Origin of the sequence: Exiguobacterium profundum, assembly GCF_042652865.1 — a bacterium.
Classification (GTDB): Bacteria; Bacillota; Bacilli; order Exiguobacteriales; family Exiguobacteriaceae; genus Exiguobacterium; species Exiguobacterium profundum.
On sequence record NZ_JBHSHG010000001.1, the window covers coordinates 1,687,987 to 1,706,477 of the forward strand.

At 49.7% G+C, this 18,491-nt stretch carries 18 protein-coding genes; 11 read left to right on the forward strand and 7 right to left on the reverse strand.

The genetic code is table 11. The annotated features are described in order from the left end of the window. Positions 1-6: 6 nt before the first annotated feature. Positions 7-249, forward strand: a complete 243-nt coding sequence (locus ACFO4U_RS08590; protein WP_214690464.1) for a hypothetical protein — start codon at positions 7-9, stop codon at positions 247-249. 46 nt (positions 250-295) lie between these two features. Here the strand turns inward: ACFO4U_RS08590 and ACFO4U_RS08595 are convergent, their stop codons facing one another. Continuing rightward, positions 296-1,144 carry a MurR/RpiR family transcriptional regulator gene (locus ACFO4U_RS08595; protein ID WP_214690463.1) on the reverse strand — a complete coding sequence of 283 codons (849 nt, stop codon included), beginning with the start codon at positions 1,142-1,144 and terminating at the stop codon, positions 296-298. A gap of 162 nt (positions 1,145-1,306) precedes the next feature. Between ACFO4U_RS08595 and ACFO4U_RS08600 the strand changes: the two genes are divergently transcribed. The 8 genes from ACFO4U_RS08600 to ACFO4U_RS08635 all read left to right on the forward strand — a co-directional run bounded on the left by ACFO4U_RS08600 (position 1,307) and on the right by ACFO4U_RS08635 (position 11,192). Then, positions 1,307-3,766, forward strand: a complete 2,460-nt coding sequence (locus ACFO4U_RS08600; protein WP_215243642.1) for a bifunctional diguanylate cyclase/phosphodiesterase — start codon at positions 1,307-1,309, stop codon at positions 3,764-3,766. A 426-nt stretch (positions 3,767-4,192) separates the two neighbouring features. Further along, positions 4,193-5,398 (forward strand): MFS transporter, encoded by a 1,206-nt coding sequence (locus ACFO4U_RS08605; RefSeq protein ID WP_215243641.1) that lies wholly within the window; start codon positions 4,193-4,195, stop codon positions 5,396-5,398. A 289-nt stretch (positions 5,399-5,687) separates the two neighbouring features. Beyond that, a complete protein-coding gene (gene gnd, locus ACFO4U_RS08610) occupies positions 5,688-6,569 on the forward strand; it encodes a phosphogluconate dehydrogenase (NAD(+)-dependent, decarboxylating) (RefSeq protein WP_215243640.1) in 882 nt (293 codons plus the stop codon). 89 nt (positions 6,570-6,658) lie between these two features. After that, complete coding sequence (locus tag ACFO4U_RS08615; protein WP_074036021.1) at positions 6,659-8,002, forward strand: GntT/GntP/DsdX family permease; 1,344 nt, start codon at positions 6,659-6,661, stop codon at positions 8,000-8,002. Between the two features lie 16 nt (positions 8,003-8,018). Further along, positions 8,019-9,518, forward strand: coding sequence for a gluconokinase (gene gntK / locus ACFO4U_RS08620; RefSeq protein WP_215243639.1), 1,500 nt, complete (start codon positions 8,019-8,021; stop codon positions 9,516-9,518). A 119-nt stretch (positions 9,519-9,637) separates the two neighbouring features. Beyond that, positions 9,638-9,919, forward strand: a complete 282-nt coding sequence (locus ACFO4U_RS08625; RefSeq protein WP_196431226.1) for a hypothetical protein — start codon at positions 9,638-9,640, stop codon at positions 9,917-9,919. 14 nt (positions 9,920-9,933) lie between these two features. Beyond that, the gene (locus ACFO4U_RS08630; protein ID WP_251125264.1) at positions 9,934-10,407 is read left to right on the forward strand and encodes a GNAT family N-acetyltransferase; all 474 of its coding nucleotides are present in this window, start codon (positions 9,934-9,936) and stop codon (positions 10,405-10,407) included. A gap of 50 nt (positions 10,408-10,457) precedes the next feature. After that, positions 10,458-11,192 carry a polysaccharide deacetylase family protein gene (locus ACFO4U_RS08635; RefSeq protein ID WP_211782289.1) on the forward strand — a complete coding sequence of 245 codons (735 nt, stop codon included), beginning with the start codon at positions 10,458-10,460 and terminating at the stop codon, positions 11,190-11,192. A 72-nt stretch (positions 11,193-11,264) separates the two neighbouring features. On the opposite strand, the gene ACFO4U_RS08640 is transcribed toward ACFO4U_RS08635, so the two are convergent. Both ACFO4U_RS08640 and ACFO4U_RS08645 read right to left on the reverse strand, forming a co-directional pair. Further along, the gene (locus ACFO4U_RS08640; protein ID WP_196431229.1) at positions 11,265-12,335 is read right to left on the reverse strand and encodes a GGDEF domain-containing protein; all 1,071 of its coding nucleotides are present in this window, start codon (positions 12,333-12,335) and stop codon (positions 11,265-11,267) included. Between the two features lie 156 nt (positions 12,336-12,491). Then, positions 12,492-13,010, reverse strand: a complete 519-nt coding sequence (locus tag ACFO4U_RS08645) for a dihydrofolate reductase family protein (RefSeq protein ID WP_159562924.1) — start codon at positions 13,008-13,010, stop codon at positions 12,492-12,494. A gap of 75 nt (positions 13,011-13,085) precedes the next feature. Between ACFO4U_RS08645 and ACFO4U_RS08650 the strand changes: the two genes are divergently transcribed. Both ACFO4U_RS08650 and ACFO4U_RS08655 read left to right on the forward strand, forming a co-directional pair. Beyond that, positions 13,086-13,976: a helix-turn-helix transcriptional regulator gene (locus tag ACFO4U_RS08650; RefSeq protein WP_214690458.1), complete on the forward strand. Its 891-nt coding sequence runs from the start codon at positions 13,086-13,088 to the stop codon at positions 13,974-13,976. 76 nt (positions 13,977-14,052) lie between these two features. Further along, positions 14,053-14,997 (forward strand): peptidoglycan DD-metalloendopeptidase family protein, encoded by a 945-nt coding sequence (locus tag ACFO4U_RS08655; protein ID WP_214690457.1) that lies wholly within the window; start codon positions 14,053-14,055, stop codon positions 14,995-14,997. Positions 14,998-15,030: 33 nt separating this feature from the next. Here the strand turns inward: ACFO4U_RS08655 and ACFO4U_RS08660 are convergent, their stop codons facing one another. The 4 genes from ACFO4U_RS08660 to ACFO4U_RS08675 form a co-directional block, all read right to left on the reverse strand. Continuing rightward, on the reverse strand, positions 15,031-15,429 hold the full coding sequence (locus ACFO4U_RS08660) for a cytidine deaminase (protein WP_074035820.1): 399 nt from the start codon (positions 15,427-15,429) through the stop codon (positions 15,031-15,033). Positions 15,430-15,607: 178 nt separating this feature from the next. Further along, entirely contained in the window at positions 15,608-16,444 is an 837-nt protein-coding gene (locus ACFO4U_RS08665; protein ID WP_196431233.1) for an ABC transporter ATP-binding protein, read from the reverse strand. Beyond that, on the reverse strand, positions 16,445-17,476 hold the full coding sequence (locus ACFO4U_RS08670) for a FecCD family ABC transporter permease (protein ID WP_214690456.1): 1,032 nt from the start codon (positions 17,474-17,476) through the stop codon (positions 16,445-16,447). After that, complete coding sequence (locus tag ACFO4U_RS08675) at positions 17,473-18,474, reverse strand: FecCD family ABC transporter permease (RefSeq protein ID WP_370568609.1); 1,002 nt, start codon at positions 18,472-18,474, stop codon at positions 17,473-17,475. The genes ACFO4U_RS08670 and ACFO4U_RS08675 overlap by 4 nt, the downstream gene beginning before the upstream one ends. Positions 18,475-18,491 lie beyond the last annotated feature (17 nt).

Here is an 18,491-nt window from a genome sequence, read left to right on the forward strand (position 1 = left end):
TTGACCATGCAAAAAAATGACCAAATTACAACCGATTTGAGCGATCAATTGACAGAGCGCGTGGAAACGATCAAGCAATCCGTCGACGAGGAAGCGATTGCGGACGCAGTCGCACAAAATACAGAGTTATTGGAAACCGAAGCGGCTTCGAAAGCTTCGATTTGGAGCTTTGTCGCGCTCATCTTGACATCAATCGCTGGAATTGCCGGATCAAGTGCCGCCCGCCGTGGTGAGACCGTCAATCGTTAATAAATAAAAAAATCTCCCTTCTCTAAGAGAGGGGAGATTTTTGAAGTTATACACGTCGATTGGCAATCGCCTCGCGCATCTGTTGAAGCGATGCCCGGGCCGCGTCCCCTCGCCGAATCATGACGGCTGTAAACAAGGCGTCAATCAGACTGAGTTCCGCAATGCGGGAAGCGAGTGCCTCTGAGCGAAATGCCGTTTCTTGAGACACCGTAAACAGAGACACGTCCGCAATCTTCGAAAGAGGTGACTTCGCATAGTTCGTGATGGCGATTGTCGGGACACCTTTCTCTTTTAACAGTTTCGCGATATCGAGCGTCTCTTTCGAAGCACCGGAATGCGAGATGACGACGGCGACGTCTTCTGCCGTCAGCTGTGAGGCTGACATGAGCTGCATATGCGACTCGAGCATCGCGCTCACCTGAAGACCGCTCCGCACAAACTTATGGTACGCATCGAGTGCGACGACGGCCGACCCGCCGCTCCCGAAAAATTCGATGCGGCGCGCCCCAAGAAACAACTCCACCGTTTTCTCAAGAGAGGCACCATCTAAAATCTGACGGGTCGATTCAATCGTCTTCCCGTTCGTCGAAAAAATTTTCTCTGCGATTTCGAGTGCCGTATCCGTCTCGGTAATATCTTCATGAATATCTTGAAGTGGCGCGACGACATCTGAGGCGAGTGCAATTTTTAACGCCTGATAGCCTTTAAATCCGACACGCTGACAAAAACGGAATACAGTGGATTCCGCGACATCGAGGTCATCTGCCACCTGATTGATGGTATGATGAATGATTTGTTCTGGTTGCTTTAAAATGTAGTCGGCAATGCGTTGTTCTTTTTTACTCAGTGTCGAATAGGCACCACGAATGCGGGCCGTCCCGTTCATCGTTTCCATCAAGAATCACCCTTTCTCTTCTTCAATCTAACGATACCGTTTCGAAAAAAATTCCGCAATGTGTGATTCATGCAAATGATTGACCCACCTTACAAAAGTAGGCAAGAAGCGTGATTCCCGAGTGTGCTACTCTAATAAAGCACTTTTTAACTGCTTCACTCTTTGTACCATTTGAAATCGAAAGGACTGTTTCTCATCGAACATCACCTGAGTAGCTCATATAACTTACCACTCGTCATTCTTTCCATCGCTGTCGCCATCTTCGCTGCCGGTGTCGCTCTCGATATTAGCAGTCGTTTGAAATATGCGAAGCACGCCTCGCGACTCAGGTGGGTCGTAGCTGGCGCCTTCAGCCTCGGTCTCGGCATTTGGGCCATGCACTTCATCGGTATGCTGGCGTTTCACTTGCACGATGATGTGACGTACCATCTCGGCATCGTACTATTATCCATCGTGCCGGCCGTCGTCGCTTCCGGACTTGCTTTCTGGATCATCAGTCACCCTGAGACAAGACCAATTCAACTCGTCTTTGGTGCCTTCTTGATTAGTGTCGGAGTTGTTTCGATGCACTATATCGGGATGGAAGCGATGCAGATGAATGCGATTCTTACCTATGACCCGGTCATGTGGGTCGCTTCTGCCATCGTCGCCTTTGCGGCTTCGCTCGTTGGCCTGTATATCCTTTTCTATATCCCAAACGTCTCCCGATTCCATTGGCGTCGCCTTGCCAGTTCTGTATTAATCGGGGTCGCCGTTTCCGGCATGCATTACGTCGGGATGGGCGCGGCTCGTTTCACAGAGATGAGCGGGGGAACGCAACCGGTCAGTGGATACTCGGTCGATAGTACGCTCCTCGCCTACGTCATCGCCGCAAGCGTCATGACACTTTTCATTTTGATGTACATCTCGCTCCGGACGGCTTCGCAACTGGAGGCACAGTCGGAAGAACTCGAGTTGAAATTCGAATCCATCATCGAATCCGCCTCGGATGCCATCATCGTCGCTGACCACACTCGTGTCATTCTACAGTGGAACCAAGGAGCGACTGACTTGTTCGGTTACACGACTGACGAGATGGTCGGACAATCGATTGTCGCCATTATTCCAGAACGTTTCCGCGAGGCGCATGAACGTGGAATGCGTCGCTACGAAGCAACGGGTGAAAAACGCGTCATCGGTCAAACGGTGGAACTCATCGGACTAAGAAAGGACGGCGTCGAAGTACCAATTGAAATGTCTCTCGGCACGTGGAAGACAGAGAAAGGAATCTTCTTCAGTAGTATCATCCGTGACATCAGCGAACGGAAACGGATTGAGGCGCAAATCAATGATCTCGTGTATTTGGATCCACTCACGGGACTCCCGAACCGCCGCCTGTTCAGTGACCGACTCGATGCTCTTCTCGGTCAATCCCAGCAAGAGCCGTTCGCGCTATACTATATCGACTTGGACAATTTCAAAGTCATCAACGACCGCTTCGGCCATTCGATTGGCGACCAGTTCTTGAAACAAGTAACCAATCGGATCGAGTCGACCATTAAAAAGACGGACACGCTCGCCCGACTCGGTGGGGATGAGTTCATCATCTTATCGCCTGATACGAAAAGTAACTTGGCAGCCCATCACGCACAGGAACTCATCAACGTCCTCCATCCTCCGTTTGAACTCGAGAATGAAGAAGTGTTCACGGGTGCCTCGATTGGAATCAGTCTCCATCCGTCCGATGGCGATACGGCCGAGGAATTGATTAAGAATGCCGATATCGCCATGTACCGGGCGAAGGCGGACGGCAAAAACGGCTATCAATTCTTCACGAACGAATTGAACGAATCAGTGTCCCGCCGCTCGAACTTATCAATGGCGCTCCGTAAAGGCATCGGTCGTGGCGAGTTCTCTGTACATTATCAACCGCAAATTCAGTTGGAGACGGAAACCATCATCGGTATGGAAGCGCTCGTCCGTTGGCAACACCCGGATCTCGGGATGATTTCACCTGGTGAGTTTATTCCGATTGCTGAGGAAACAGGGAGCATCCATCGTCTCGGCGAGTTTGTTTTAAATGAGGCGTGTCGTCAAAACAAGGCGTGGCAAGATGCGGGGATTCCCCCGTTCCGAGTCGCCGTCAACATCTCGGCCGTTCAGTTTGCACAAAAAGATTTACCGGAGGTCGTCAATCGGGCACTCGCCGCATCCGGTCTTGCGGCACAATATTTAGAGCTTGAGTTGACCGAGAGTGTCATCCAAAGTGCGGATCGCGCCATCGAAACGATGCATGAACTCGTCGCCCTCGGTGTCCATCTTTCCATCGACGATTTCGGAACCGGGTATTCCTCCCTTAGTTATTTGAAACTGTTCCCAATCGATACGCTCAAGATTGACCAGCACTTCACGAAAAATATCGAGAGCGACGAGAAAGATGCAGCTCTTGTCAAAACAATCATCCGGATGGCGCACGAACTCGATTTGAACGTCATCGCGGAAGGGGTCGAAACAGAGAACCAAGTCGCTTTTCTGAAAGCCGAATCATGTAATCAGGCACAAGGATATTTCTACAATCGTCCTTTGCCGGCCGAAGAGATTGAAGTTTTCTTCCAACAATATAAGAAAGCATCCTCAAGTTGATGCAATCGGCCCCCGTCATGGGGGTCTTTTTTTAGAGGATTTTTGCGACTGCTGACTCTTCCGTCACTCTGAACGTATCATTTCTATTGATTGATGACACGAACAATTTCTGAGCCATACCGAAGAATGCGAAAGAGTTACCCGACACATCTCAATACTTGGAAGATTAATGTTTAAAAATAACGACCAATCGAGAATTTATTCGCCAAAAGTTCCAAATTGACGAAAATAAAGCAATAAAAATGACCCCCGATGTAACCATCGGAGGTCATTTTACAAACATACGTTCGTTTTATAGTACAACGCAAATAAGCACCTATATATTCGCTTTTTTCATTCTTAGTATAGCAAATCTCACAACATAAGTCTATTTTTCCTCACCTCGAACATCTACAGTAAAAAGAGACTCTTGAAAGGAGCATATCCGTGGAATCATATTACTGGGATCTCAACCTAAAAGTACGCTTGTTCGGTGAAGGCTTGTTCAACCTCTTGTTTTGGATGTACTTCCCATTCATCACCGTTTATTTCGCCCAAACGCTCGGTGTCAAACTGGCCGGACTACTCATGACCGTGCCTCCGCTGTTCCTGCTAGTCGGCAGTTTGATTGGCGGTTCACTTGCAGACGAGATTGGTCGTCGCCCCGTCATGCTTGTCGGGACATTCTCGCAAGGCATTTTATTTTTCGTATTCGCTTTATCAACGAACGCCTATGTCGATTACATCACCTATATCGGCATCGGTTTCATGGGTGCCGCCTATAAACCGGCTAGCTCGGCGATGGTCGCCGATCTCGTACCGACCGAACATTTACGGAACGTGTTTGCGACGTTCACGGCATCGAACAATATCGGCGCCGTTCTCGGTCCGATTTTTGGCGCGGCCCTCTTCTTCGAGTATCGTCAGGAGCTTCTTCTCGGTTGCGCCCTCATCTTGTTTATTTATGGAGGGATGCTCGCAGTACTAACTAGTGAAACACGACCGGTCTCGACTGCGAAGAAGGTTGCAACAACATTCCGTATCCAAGGGCGGTCGTATGCGACAATTTTGAATGATCCACTGTTCCGCCTCTATTTGATTGCTGGCGTGTTTGCATTAATCCCAATCATGCAGCTAGACGTATATCTACCTGTCTATTTGATTGAACAATCCGAGACCATAATCGATGTTTCAAATACAGTATTATTCGGGTGGCTAGTCGCTTATAATGGTTTCCTGTTCGTCATCTTCATCATTCCTGTCACACGTTCGTTCCGGTTATGGGATGAAGGACGTATCCTAGTGTTGTCAACGTTTCTCAGCGGTTTCGGGACATTTCTCGTCGCCTTCTCGTCAAATGTCTGGTACTTGATCATTGTCACGACCATATTCACGTTTGGGGAGCTGATTCGTTCCCCTGTCAGCCAGAGTTTTGTTAGTCGCTACGCACCGATTGAGTCACGTGGACAATACCTTGCGGCCGATACGCTCCAAAATACAATCGGTAAGTTCCTCGCGCCAGTGACAGTGTTCGCCTCGGGATTCCTCTCCCCTCTAGTCGTGTTCACACTCATTTTACTGTCAGCAATCATCGGGATGGGACTGTATGTGAAGCTATTTGACAGTTTGAAAGACAAAATTATTTCGTCGTGAGATTACTTCACAGCGTCAAGATTTTCCACTCAAAGATTGCGAGGTAATTGCAATCTTCTTATTACTCATCAATACTTGTATCGCATTTTAGAAATTTTATTAAATCTCAAAAATCGATTGTTCGTTCCTGTATCCAAAAAAAATGTCTTACCTTCGTCCCGTCTACGCATTTAGTCGGGATGCTTTTTGTATCTTCCGAAAAAAATTCCGCAATCACACTTGTAAATCGAATTTATTTTGATATGATGAATACAGAGACGGAAAAAAATTCTTTTTCAGGGGTGACAATATGGAAATTGGTTTGATTGGTTTAGGGAAAATGGGTTACAACTTGGCACTCAACTTGAGCGACCACGGACACACAGTCATCGGGACGGACGTCGGGGACGTCACATCGGACACCTTTACGATTGTGCCGACACTCGAAGATGTCGTGAGCAAGTTGTCGACACCACGTATCATCTGGGCGATGGTCCCGGCCGGAGACGTCACGGAAGCGGTGCTCGTCGAATTGTATGAGCGACTCGAGCCAGGCGACATCGTCATCGACGGCGGGAACTCGAACTACAAACTCTCGGTCGCACGCGCCGAACAGTTCGCCGAGAAAGAGATCAAATTCTTCGATTGCGGGACGAGCGGAGGCACGGACGGGGCCCGAAACGGTGCCTGTACGATGGTCGGGGGTGACGCGGAGGCGTGGCCAACGATTGAACCAATCTTCAAAGATCTATCTGTCGAGAATGGCTACTTGTACACGGGTCCTGCCGGCAGCGGTCACTTCTTGAAGATGATCCATAACGGCATCGAGTACGGGATGATGCAGGCGATTGCGGAAGGATTCGATATTCTCGAAAAGAGCCCGTTCGATTACGACTACGAACAAGTCGCACGCGTCTGGAACCACGGCTCGGTCGTCCGTTCTTGGCTCATGGAGCTCACAGAGAACGCCTTCAAGAAAGATGCGAAGCTCGATGAAATTCGTGGGGTCATGCATTCATCCGGTGAAGGCAAATGGACGATTGAAACGGCGCTCGACCTGCAAGCCGCGGCACCGGTCATCGCCCTTTCGCTCATGATGCGCTATCGCTCTCTCGAAGACGATACGTTCTCAGGTAAAGTCGTCGCTGCACTCCGCAACGAGTTCGGTGGTCACGCGGTCGTCAAGAAGTAACATCTGTGGAAAAGGTCACGGGGATATGGCCTTTTCCTTTGTCAAAAACTGTAAACGGTTACATATTCGGAATTTAGGGGGAATATTCAATGTCTGGCTCAACACTTATTTTGATCGCCTTAGCCGGGATCTTCTTGCTCTTATTTTTAGTCATTCGAACAAAGCTTCACGCATTCGTTTCGTTATTACTTGTCAGTTTAATCGTCGGGGTCGCAGCCGGCATGCCACTCGGGGATGTCATTGCCTCCATCCAAAACGGGATGGGCGGAACGCTCGGCTTCGTCGCCGTCGTCGTCGGTCTTGGCGCGATGTTCGGGAAGATGCTTGAAGTATCGGGTGGCGCGGAACGTCTTGCCCAAACACTCGTCAGCAAGTTCGGTGAAGACAAGGCACAATGGGCGCTCGGGATTACCGGATTCATCGTCGCCGTCCCGGTCTTCTTCGATGTCGGTTTTATCATTCTCGTTCCAATCGTATACGGTCTCGCCAAAAAGACGGGACGCTCGCTTCTCTACTACGGTATACCACTCCTTGCGGGTCTCGCGGTCACACACAGCTTCATCCCACCGACACCTGGTCCGATCGCTGTCGCCAACTTGATTGGCGCTGACCTTGGTTGGGTCATCTTGTTCGGTGTCCTCGCCGGGATTCCAGCCATGATTTTAGCCGGTCCTGTTTTTGGGAAGTATATTGCTAAGAAGATTCATGTGACGATTCCGGATTACATGGAGTTTGAAGAAATCGACACATCGAAAGAACTGCCGAGCTTCAAAATGATCTTGTCACTCATCTTGATTCCGCTCGTGTTGATTTTGGCGAACACGCTCTCGGCGGTTCTCTTGGATGAAGGTAACGCCGTCCGTGATTTCTTGACGTTCCTCGGACACCCGTTTGTCGCTTTGACGATCGCGACGCTCCTCACATTCGTCTTCCTCGGGACACGCCGTGGGTATTCACGTGACGAAGTACAAGAGATCGCAACGAAAGCACTCGAGCCAGCCGGGATTATCATCCTCGTCACAGGAGCCGGTGGAGTGTTCAAGCAAGTCCTCATCGACTCAGGTGTCGGTGACGTCCTCGGTGAAATGATGGCCGGCTCACCACTTCCGGCAATCGTCCTCGCCTTCTTGATCGCGACGGTCGTCCGTGTCGCCCAAGGGTCGGCAACGGTCTCGATGGTCACGGCAGCCGGACTCATCACACCGCTACTTGAAATCCAAAACATCACAGGCGCGGCACTCGGTTTGATTGTCATCGCCATCGCCTCAGGGGCGACCGTCCTCTCACACGTCAACGATTCAGGTTTCTGGCTCGTCAACCGTTACTTCGGTCTTGACGTGAAAGACACGCTCAAGTCATGGACGATCATGGAAACGATTATCGGACTCACCGGCTTTGCCGTCGTGTTCTTGATTAGCCTGTTTATCATCTAAGTTAGGAAGTGATTGTGTGTTTACGATTGGGGTCGATATCGGGACGACGAGTACGAAAGCCGTCCTGTTCAACGGTCATCAACAATTGGCGGTACATAACGTGTTGTATCCGCTTCTCACGCCCGATACGGAGACGGCCGAGCAAGACCCGGTCGTCATCTACGGGGCCGTGCTCGAAGCCGTCTCGGCGGTCCGCGCCAAAGCGGACGGTCCGATTCGCTTCGCATCGTTCAGTTCGGCGATGCATAGCTTGATCGCACTTGATGCGTCAGGACGTCCGCTCACGAACAGCATCACTTGGGCCGACAGTCGGGCGAACCCGTTTACGCAAGAAATCAAACGCGACTTTGATGCGAGCGCCCTCCATATGCGCACCGGTACCCCGGTCCACCCGATGGCGCCGCTGTCGAAATTGCGCTGGTTGAAAACGGAACACCCTGACGTCTTTGAACAGACGGCCAAGTTCGTCTCCATCAAAGAGTATGTCTTCTATCGGTTGACGGGACGCTTCGTCGTCGACCACTCCATCGCCTCGGCGACGGGGTTGTTCAATTTGAAACAACGAGATTGGGATGCGGAAGCACTGACGGTTGCCGGTGTGACACCAGATCGTTTATCTGAACTCGTGCCGACAACAGAAATTTTACATGTGACACCAGACGTGACCGAGACGCTCGGCTGGGACTTCCCGCTCGTCATCGGGGCGAGCGACGGCGTGCTCTCGAACCTCGGGGTCGGTGCCTTCGAACAAGGCGTCGTCGCCGTGACAATCGGGACAAGTGGCGCCATCCGGACAGTCGTCTCGGAACCGGTCGAAGATCCAAAAGGTCGCATCTTCTGTTACGCGCTGACGGACAAGCATTGGGTAATCGGTGGACCAGTCAATAACGGCGGCATCATTCTCCGCTGGCTCCGTGACGAGTTCGCAGCAAGCGAGGTCGAGACGGCGAAACGACTCGGGATTGACGCGTACGATGTGTTGACGCGAATCGCCGAGACGGTCAAACCAGGTGCGGACGGACTCTTGTTCCATCCGTATTTGATGGGTGAACGGGCTCCACTTTGGGATTCGAACGCTCGCGGTTCATTTTTCGGGCTCAGCATTCACCATAAGCGCGAACATTTCATCCGCGCTGTGTTGGAAGGTGTCATCTTTAACCTCTATACGGTCATGCTCGCACTCGATGAGTTGACGGGCGCCCCGAACCTCATCCATGCGACAGGTGGTTTTGCCCAATCGAGCTTGTGGCGTCAGATGATGGCAGACATCTTCGATACGCCGGTCGTCGTGCCAGAGAGTCACGAGAGTTCATGTCTCGGGGCTGTCATGCTCGGGGAGTACGCCTTCGGGGACATCGAGGAGTTCCAAGAGGTACCACAAGTGACCCATGAGCATATACCGGACATGGAAGCGACGAATGTGTATCGCGAACTTTTGCCGATCTACATCCGCCTGTCACGTCACCTATCTGAGGAATATGAAGCGATTTCTGCGTTTCAGCGGAAGCACGTATAATGACAAACCGAGTCCCTGAAGGGCTCGGTCTTTTTGATTTATGACAGGATTTTTCGTGATATACATGGAAAGTAAGGACGAGGTCAAACAATCATCGTATCGAAGAAGGGATTGATGGAATGGCGATTGCAATCGGGTATCTCATCGCAGGTTTAGGTGCATTCGTGGCGTATTGGTTCAGTACAGGCGAAGCACGAAACACAAAATTTAGAATATGGGGAATCGCTCTTATGATTCCTATATCACCAGCCTTAGCGTTTTCCATCGGACTCTCGTACGCAATCAGTGTACAGAACGGATGGGCCGGATTGATCATGTGGTTTATTTTCCCTATCATTTTCTTGAGTGGTCTGGCGTTACTATTGATTGGTCTTTTCAAAAAAGAAAAGAAGTTGGTTTGAATGGTATGACAACCATGATTACGACAACCCGTTGCCTCATTCGACCGTTCGAAACAAGAGACATCAAATCGTTTATGGTCTATCGAAATGACTTGGACTGGATGAAACATCAATCATTCAAAGGGCTCACCCGTGAGGAATATGAAAACGTCCTACTCGGTGAACAATCGTTTCTTCAAGGCACGCAACTCGCTATCATTGACAAAGCGACGGATGAATTGATTGGTGATGTCTATATTCAGCAAGAAGGTACGACCTATTGGATTGGCTACACCATCGTACCGACGCGAGCGCGTCAAGGCTATGCATTTGAAGTGATGTCGGGATTGATTCGTCACTTGACTGGTCAAGGAGCGAAAGAGTTCAAAGCCGGTGTGCATGGGACGAACACGGCATCGATCGCGCTATTGAAGAAATTGAAATTCACCTTTTTCGCGACAGAACTTGACGAACAAATTTATCGTCTCGATGTCTCGGACATATGGTAAAGTATGTATCACATGTCACTTGGTTTTGATTTGAGGGAGTTTTGAATTGAATGATGAAACGCGTTCTTTTACTCATGTCGATCTTTCTATTGATTGGGTCTTTGTCTCAGGCTGCGATCCCGGATCCGAAGGCCTATAACGACCCGAGTCTTATCTATTTGACGCTCGATGATGGACCGAACTGGAAAACGGGAAAGCTACTCGATGTCTTGAAGAAACATCAAGTGAAGGCAACCTTCTTCATCCTCGGGAAGAATATCGAAGGAAATGAGCATCTGCTTCATCGCATGATTGCGGAAGGTCACCTGATTGCCTTACACGGGATGCGGCACGAACGGGATGAATTTTATGAAACACCGTTGACGGCCGTACGTCAGATGCAGGAAGTACAAGCACTTATCTATGAAGTGACAGGCATTCATACGAACATGGCCCGGACGATTTACGGGAGCGACGCCGGCATGACACCCGCACACTGGCAGGCGATGACCGATGCCGGTTTTGAAATATGGGATTGGAACGTCGGCAGTCTCGACCATGTATATAAGAAAGACAATGCACGCGTCGAACAACGCGTATTCGACCTCCTCGAAGCGAATCGTACGGCGAATATTGCTTCCATCATTTTGGCGCACGATCACTCGATGACACCGAAAGCACTTGATACAATCATCCGTTATGCGAAAGAACGAGATTATGAATTCCGGACCTTAGAAGGTGCCCACCCGGTTCACAACTTTTCCGATGTGTGGGAACCGCATTTAAGCGAACGAGCGACCCCATGACTGCAGATCATCTTAATGGTCTGCAGTTTTTATACAATCCAAAAGCGTATCGGGATGACCGACACGCTTTGTTTATCCAACTATAGTTTCCGTCACATGTGTACGATTTCTACCACTATTTTTCGCCTGATATAAACAATCATCTGCCAGACGAATCATCTCACGTAGATTCTCGCTCTTTCCGTTCGCAATCCCAATCGAAACGGATAACTGAATTTTTTGTTGATCGAGTAGCTTGAACTCATGTTTCGATATGCTGTGTCTAATCCGCTCCGCTACGTTGACCACCTCGCTCTGAGAAAGCATTGGAATCAAAATACCAAATTCTTCTCCACCGATCCGTGCTTTAATGTCTTGATTCCTTGTTTCTCGGTGCAAGAGTTCTGCAAATTGTTTCAATACCTCGTCGCCGTTCGCATGACCATATTGATCGTTGATTTGTTTGAAGTGGTCAATATCTAAAATCAATACATTACATGTCGTATATTGTCCTTTGAACTTTTTCATCTGCATCTCCCATGCTCGACGGTTTGCCAGACCCGTCAAATGGTCGGTTTCCGCTGAAACTTTATACTCTCTCACACGGTGATGGATGAGATATAGATCAATATTCAGCATGGTGATCAACAATCCGATTGGGAAACTGATCATTGTAACCAACAACGCGACATCGAGAGCACGTTCCGTAAAACCGCCTCCGACAAGAATCCCCATTGCTGCAACTAAACATGTCCACACGTTCAACGTAAGACCGAATTGGAAAAGCCGCTTCTGTAGCCAGACGATTCGATATGTCAGGATCGTCCCGATCACCATCGTAAAGAGGGCGACACATGCCACAATCGAGTAAAAGTCGATACCGTAGCTGAATCGGTGAATCGACATGATTGTAGCTGCGATAAACAACGGAGAGACCAAACGATAAAACCCGAGTAAAAGGAGGACGAGAAAACGAAAATCAATTTTTACCGCATTCTCAAATTCAATACTTTGCGTGATTAGAAAAATCCCGAAACATCCCGAGAGCACACCGATGATGAATTTTTGGATGTGCACATGTCTCGTATGATAGTTCATGATCTTCGAGATGAAATAGATGCCAGTAAAAGAAATACACGAATTGGCGATTAGACTCATGAACATTAGTTGGTCCCCTTCACATTTGTCATGTCACTTCCACTCTCTACATATATCCAATTTCCATCATCAACTAACATGCTAAGGTGTAAAAAATTCTACAAAATGAATATTTTTCCTTATTATAAAAAAATCGAGTCCACATGTGGACTCGATGCTCACTTATCGTTCATATGTCACCATCACAAATTGACCGGAGGCGTGGTGACTCGTCAGTCGAAGTTTCGTCTCTTTAGTACCTTCTGGGAAAAGAGGGATTCCCTCTCCTAACACGACCGGCGCAATCGCAATCTCATAACGATCAATCAAGTCATGCTCCATCGCGGCTTTGATGACTTCCCCACCACCGATGAGCCAAATATCTTGATCAACTTCTTGCTTTAACCGATTGATGAGTTCTTTGATTGGTTCGTCCGTGAATGTGACATGCTCGGCCTCACGGTTAGCCTGACGTGTCAAAATGTAGTTCGGGATGTCTTTGTATGGATACATTCCCTCTTCTAACTTCAACACTTCCTCATACGTCTTCCGTCCCATGATGACAGCACCAACGGTCTTGAAAAATTCAGCATAGCCGTTGTCCCCATCCCCCTCGACAGCGAATAACCAATCGAGTTGGTCGTTTGACCGAGCAATCTTTCCGTCTAAACTCATCGCAATATATAACACTACATTCGGCATCCTGTTTTCCTCCTTGATTCGTGATACATTCAGTTTAATCAATAAACACGACAAAAGATGACGGGAATGATTCGAATGAGAAAAAGACATTTACAATTGATTCGGCTACTCAATCATGGACGACGCTTCACGGCTGAAGAACTGGCTCAGGAGACAGGCGCCTCCATCCGGACGATTCAACGGGACATGCTATCGCTCGAAGAGCTCGGTTATCCGATTTGGAGCGTACCTGGAATCGGCGGAGGATATGAGATGTTGCCGAATCGTTTATTGCCCCCGCTCCATCTCCGGGAACAAGAAGCCGTTGCGCTCTATCTCACGCTCAAATGGATGGAACACATCCCTGACGTGCCATTTGGGGATATACGAAGTACATTGTCCGACTGGTATGTGAACGAGTTGCCGCACGACCTCGCAGAGAAGATTAGCCGATTGGAGCGAAACATCCTGTGGCTCGGGAACAAACAAATTCCCAAAGCGCCGTTCACGAAAGAAATCTATCAGGCGGTCGAACGTCGAAACAAGATGAAGATGACCTATCGGACGATGAACGGGCAACGCACGTTCACCGTTGCACCAGTCGGTATGGCACTCCTTGATTTGAAGTGGTACGTTTTCGGGCTCTCCGAACTGGGGCTTCGGCAATATCGGATTGATCGCATCGAGGCGGTCCACGTGCTTGAGGAACCGTTTGAGTCCGAGGATTTGATGAGCGTATTGCAGACAAGTGATGAACGAAACGGTGTGACCGTTCGACTCGACCTCACCCCACTCGGTCGCCGTTTGCTTGAAGATGTATTACCCGATATCGATGAATTGAATGAGTGGGAAGTTCCGAAAGAAGAGCTGTCATTTTTATCGAGGCAGCTATTGAAAGCCGGAGCGGAAGTGGAGGTCAAAGCGCCAAGCGCATTGCGGGAGATGATGAAGGAGCATGCGGAACGCTTGATGCAGCGATATATGTAATTTTTGGTGATGATCACGAAACATTTATAAATTTTCGTCCGTATAATAACCAACACTCAACAAAGGCGGTATAGATATGCGTCACGCGTACAAACAGTTCATCCAACTATTCAAATCGGGTCAGTTCGATGACATTTATCATCAGACGAGCGACTCATTCAAATCTCAGTATTCCATGGATGCCTTTCATCGGCAGGCGTCCGCTTTCCATCACGGCATTCGGCGCTATCGCCTGCTCAATGAAATGGTGTTGAACGGGAATCGGTATGTATTATGGTCGGATTCTCGAAAAGAAAAGTTATTGTACGTCCAATTCAATCACGCGAATGAGATCGCATCCATTCAGATGACTGTCACATCCTCTTCAAAGGAGACTAATCCTTTCACGAAAAACAAATACCATCTCCCATTCAAAGAAGAGTGGTTCGTCGTCTCCGAAGGGACAACCCTCGGAACTTATCATCATGATCCAACCCGAAAAAAGCGTGATGGTTATGACTTTTTGAAAACACAAGAGCAACAACCTTACAATCGTAGAAAAATCGGGATGGACGGCTCGTATGCGTTTGGGGAACGAGTGATTGCTCCATTACACGGGACGATTCATCAAGTCGTGGATGGGTTGTCAGACGAACTAGATGCTGATCATCCATTCGGTAATCACGTCATCATTCAACATGCGAACGATGAATATTGCCTTCTCGCCCATCTTGAGAATGGTTCCATTGCCGTGAATGTGGGAGATACGGTCAAAACCAAACAGTTGATTGGGCGCTGTGGGCGCTCCGGAATTACGCCTGAGCCACGCTTGCATATGCGTGTCATGAATCACCCGGATGTGGACAGCGCGACCGCCCTCCCGATTCAATGGAAAGGTCGATTGCGACCTATGCGTGGAAAAGTAGTCACTTCCCGCGAGGAAGAAGGATGGTCGTATGGGATTGCAGCCCTCGATTTTTCAGAACTGCTCCTTTATGTTGTTCAAGCCATTCCGCGATTATTTTTTCGCTTTTTTGGATAAGAAAACCCCTCAGGAATCTGAGGGGGTTCAACATCACATATCCAAATCAGTGAACGCGAGCGGGACAAGTTCTCCAAGCGTCACTTCTTTCACATCGGCGTTGCCGTTCGTGAGGAGTACTTTGAAGTCAGGATCGCCGAACTCGACCATGACTTGGCGGCAGATGCTACATGGTGGCAAGAAGTCTTCCGTGTCCCCAGACACGGCAACCGCTTCGAAGTCACCTTTTTTGTATCCTTGAGCGACCGCTGTGAAGATGGCCGTACGCTCCGCACAGTTCGTTGCTCCGAACGAGACGTTCTCGACGTTGACGCCGTCGATGACCGTACCGTCTTTCATGAGAAGTGCCGCACCGACGCGGAACTTCGAATATGGTGAATACGCATTGTCTTTCAATTGGCGTGCGCGCTCGACTAATTGTTGTTGGTTCATCTTAAGTCATTCCTCTCGAATATCGAATGAACTGATGCCAGTCCCCGTGCCTCTCATTTTGGGCAGGATTTATAGCATACACCCGCCTCAAAGAGAAGTCAATGACTTTTTACAAACGCTTTCATGGATAAACAAAAAAAGAAGGAGCGCTCGCCCCTTCTTGACTCTCTATACGTGGTCACACCAATTCAAGCTGCGCGACAGCCGCCTCTTCCGTTTCAGTCTGCACGTGATGACGCCCAATCGGAATAACGGAAGGTGAACCGGATACCGGGTCACACATGACCGAACAGCGGAGGTTGAAGACACGATGGATCAAATCACACGTGATGACGTTCGATGGCTTCCCTTCGGCGATCAACTTCCCTTTGTCGAGCGCGAAAATGTAGTCCGCATAACGTGCCGATAAGTTGATATCGTGCAACACCATGACAATTGTCGTCCCGTACTTTCGATTCAAGTCCGTCAACAAATCGAGAATCTCGACCTGATACGTGATATCAAGATACGTCGTCGGCTCGTCTAAAAAGAGCACGTCCGTCTGTTGAGCCAGTGCCATCGCAATCCAGACGCGTTGGCGCTGCCCGCCTGACAACTCGTCAATGGGACGATCCGCGAACTCCGTGATGTTCATCATCTCCATCGCCTCGGCGACAGCTTCGTAATCGGCTTTCGTCCAGCCCTTTAAGAACGATTGATGCGGGTAACGACCACGACCGACAAGATCGGCGACCGTGATCCCTTCCGGTACGACCGGGGACTGTGGCAACATCCCGAGGACACGCGCTAGCTTTTTCGGTGCCATTTTCGAAATCGGCTTATCGTAAAGCGTCACTTGACCGGCAGTCGGTTTGATGAGGCGTGCCATCGTCTTCAGAAGTGTCGACTTCCCGCAACCGTTCGCACCGATGATGATGCTAATTTGATTGCTCGGAATTTCAAGGCTGATATCGTTTAAAATCATCTTGTCCTCGTATCCTGAGGTGAGATGTTCCACTTTCATAATGGATGCCATTTAGAAGTCCCCTTTCTGGTTCATCCGGATCAACAAGTATAAGAGATAAGGCGCGCCGATGATGCCGGTGATGACACCGACCGGATAGCGTGCCGTGAAGGCGAATTGTCCGACAAGGTCGGCCGCTAGTACTAAAATGATTCCGACAAGCGCTGCCGGCAAGATTCCCGCGTGGCTCGTTCCGACGAGCCGTTTGGCAATCGGCCCTGCTAAGAAGGCAATAAACGCAATCGGTCCCGTTGTCGCTGTTGCAAGGGCGAGCATGAATACTGCCGCCACAATGAGTAGAAGTCTGGTCTGGTTCGTGTTGATGCCAAGCCCTGTCGCCGCCATTTCTCCGAGCTCGAGCATTTCAAGCTGACGGGTAAGTAACAGTACAATCGGTAAACAGATGAGTACCGTGATGATTAAAGGTGGCAACTCCTCAAGTTTCGCCCCATTTAAACTTCCTGTCAACCACCGCATCGCCATCGCGACATCGTTTTGTCGGCTGATGAGCAATAGATAATTGATGACGGCTGTTAGCATCGCTTGAATCCCAATTCCAACTAACACCAAACGACCGATGGAGAAAGCCGCCCCTTTGGATAGAAAATAGATGACCAGCACGGTGACGAGCCCACCGATAATCGAAGCGATCGAGATTATCGCTTCACTCGATTGTAGGACGACGATACAGAAGACAGCCGCCGCACTGGACCCCGTTGTGATCCCAATGACATTTGGATTGGCAAGCGGATTTCGAAGCATCGTTTGGAAAATCGTTCCCGCGGCACCAAATGCTGCACCGGCAAAGACACCAGCGAGCATACGTGGTAGACGCAATACTTCAACGGCGAACGTCGCCCCTTTTACGTCTTCCCCGAGCAAGACGCGGATGACATCCTGAACCGGATAAATCGTATTGCCCAACATGAGCATCAACCCGCTCAATGCTACCGCTATGATGGTCAAAAGAAGCGTCATCCCGACATAGCGACGGCGTCGCTTCATGCGACCTTGTCTGATTTGTTCAATCGCTGGTTGCATCATAGTCCTCTTACTTTCACTTTCATTGTCAATAGAATCAAGATCGGTGCCCCGATGAACGCCGTCACAATCCCGACCTCAAGTTCACCCGGACTTCCAAGCAAACGTCCCATGACATCCGAGAAGGTCAAGATGATGGCACCTGCTAAGGCAGACATCGGCATGAGGTAGCGTTGGTCAGGACCGAGCACGAGTCGAATCAAATGTGGGGCGAGAAGTCCGATAAACCCAATCGGTCCAGCGAGTGCAGTCGCAGCCCCACACAGAATCACGCCTGCGAACGAGGCGGTCAACTTCAATGTCCCCGTCCGAACACCAAGACTCTTCGCCATCTCCTCCCCGAGCGCAAGTGCGTTCAAGGAAGGTGCGGTCACTACCGCAATCACGAGACCGATTAGAAGAAACGGTAAAAATGTATAAATCGAATCCAGATTTCCCGCACCGACACTCCCTACTTGCCAAAAGCGGAACTGGTCCATGACGTTTGAGCGTGGAATCATAAGAGCCATGACGAGCGACGATAATGCTGCACTTGTCGCCGCTCCCGCCAAGACGAGTTTGAGCGGGGTCGCCCCTCCCCTTCCGAGTGAACCGATGCCGAAAACGAAAATGGCCGTCAATAGCGCCCCGACGAGCGCAAACCAGATGAACGCACTCGCCGTCGCGATGTTGAAGAATGCGATACCGATGACGACGGCGAGCGCTGCTCCCGTGTTGACCCCAAGAATACTCGGGTCAGCGATTGGGTTACGCGTCACCGACTGCATGAGTGCACCCGCCACACCGAGTGCTGCGCCACACATAAAACTGAAAATTGTCCGGACGACCCGCTCCCGGACAATGTCTGCCTCATACGACTGAACAGCCGGACGGAATAAACCGTCCAGCAGTTCATTCCACCCGACTGTTCGAGAGCCGAAGGCAAGGGATGCCACGATGCATAGCACCGTCAGTACGAGCGTCCCAACTAACAGGAGCGGGAAGTACTTCGGGGTATGCATCTGTTTCACCTGATTTT

What these genes read in the sequence shown, in the direction of transcription:
- ACFO4U_RS08590 (WP_214690464.1), top strand. Translation starts at nt 7, where the DNA reads ATGCAAAAAAATGACCAAATTACAACCGATTTGAGCGATCAATTGACA.
- ACFO4U_RS08595 (WP_214690463.1), bottom strand. Translation starts at nt 1,144, where the DNA reads ATGGAAACGATGAACGGGACGGCCCGCATTCGTGGTGCCTATTCGACA.
- gnd (WP_215243640.1), top strand. Translation starts at nt 5,688, where the DNA reads ATGGAAATTGGTTTGATTGGTTTAGGGAAAATGGGTTACAACTTGGCA.
- ACFO4U_RS08615 (WP_074036021.1), top strand. Translation starts at nt 6,659, where the DNA reads ATGTCTGGCTCAACACTTATTTTGATCGCCTTAGCCGGGATCTTCTTG.
- ACFO4U_RS08625 (WP_196431226.1), top strand. Translation starts at nt 9,638, where the DNA reads ATGGCGATTGCAATCGGGTATCTCATCGCAGGTTTAGGTGCATTCGTG.
- ACFO4U_RS08630 (WP_251125264.1), top strand. Translation starts at nt 9,934, where the DNA reads ATGATTACGACAACCCGTTGCCTCATTCGACCGTTCGAAACAAGAGAC.
- ACFO4U_RS08635 (WP_211782289.1), top strand. Translation starts at nt 10,458, where the DNA reads ATGATGAAACGCGTTCTTTTACTCATGTCGATCTTTCTATTGATTGGG.
- ACFO4U_RS08640 (WP_196431229.1), bottom strand. Translation starts at nt 12,335, where the DNA reads ATGTTCATGAGTCTAATCGCCAATTCGTGTATTTCTTTTACTGGCATC.
- ACFO4U_RS08645 (WP_159562924.1), bottom strand. Translation starts at nt 13,010, where the DNA reads ATGCCGAATGTAGTGTTATATATTGCGATGAGTTTAGACGGAAAGATT.
- ACFO4U_RS08650 (WP_214690458.1), top strand. Translation starts at nt 13,086, where the DNA reads ATGAGAAAAAGACATTTACAATTGATTCGGCTACTCAATCATGGACGA.
- ACFO4U_RS08655 (WP_214690457.1), top strand. Translation starts at nt 14,053, where the DNA reads ATGCGTCACGCGTACAAACAGTTCATCCAACTATTCAAATCGGGTCAG.
- ACFO4U_RS08660 (WP_074035820.1), bottom strand. Translation starts at nt 15,429, where the DNA reads ATGAACCAACAACAATTAGTCGAGCGCGCACGCCAATTGAAAGACAAT.
- ACFO4U_RS08665 (WP_196431233.1), bottom strand. Translation starts at nt 16,444, where the DNA reads ATGGCATCCATTATGAAAGTGGAACATCTCACCTCAGGATACGAGGAC.
- ACFO4U_RS08670 (WP_214690456.1), bottom strand. Translation starts at nt 17,476, where the DNA reads ATGATGCAACCAGCGATTGAACAAATCAGACAAGGTCGCATGAAGCGA.
- ACFO4U_RS08675 (WP_370568609.1), bottom strand. Translation starts at nt 18,474, where the DNA reads ATGCATACCCCGAAGTACTTCCCGCTCCTGTTAGTTGGGACGCTCGTA.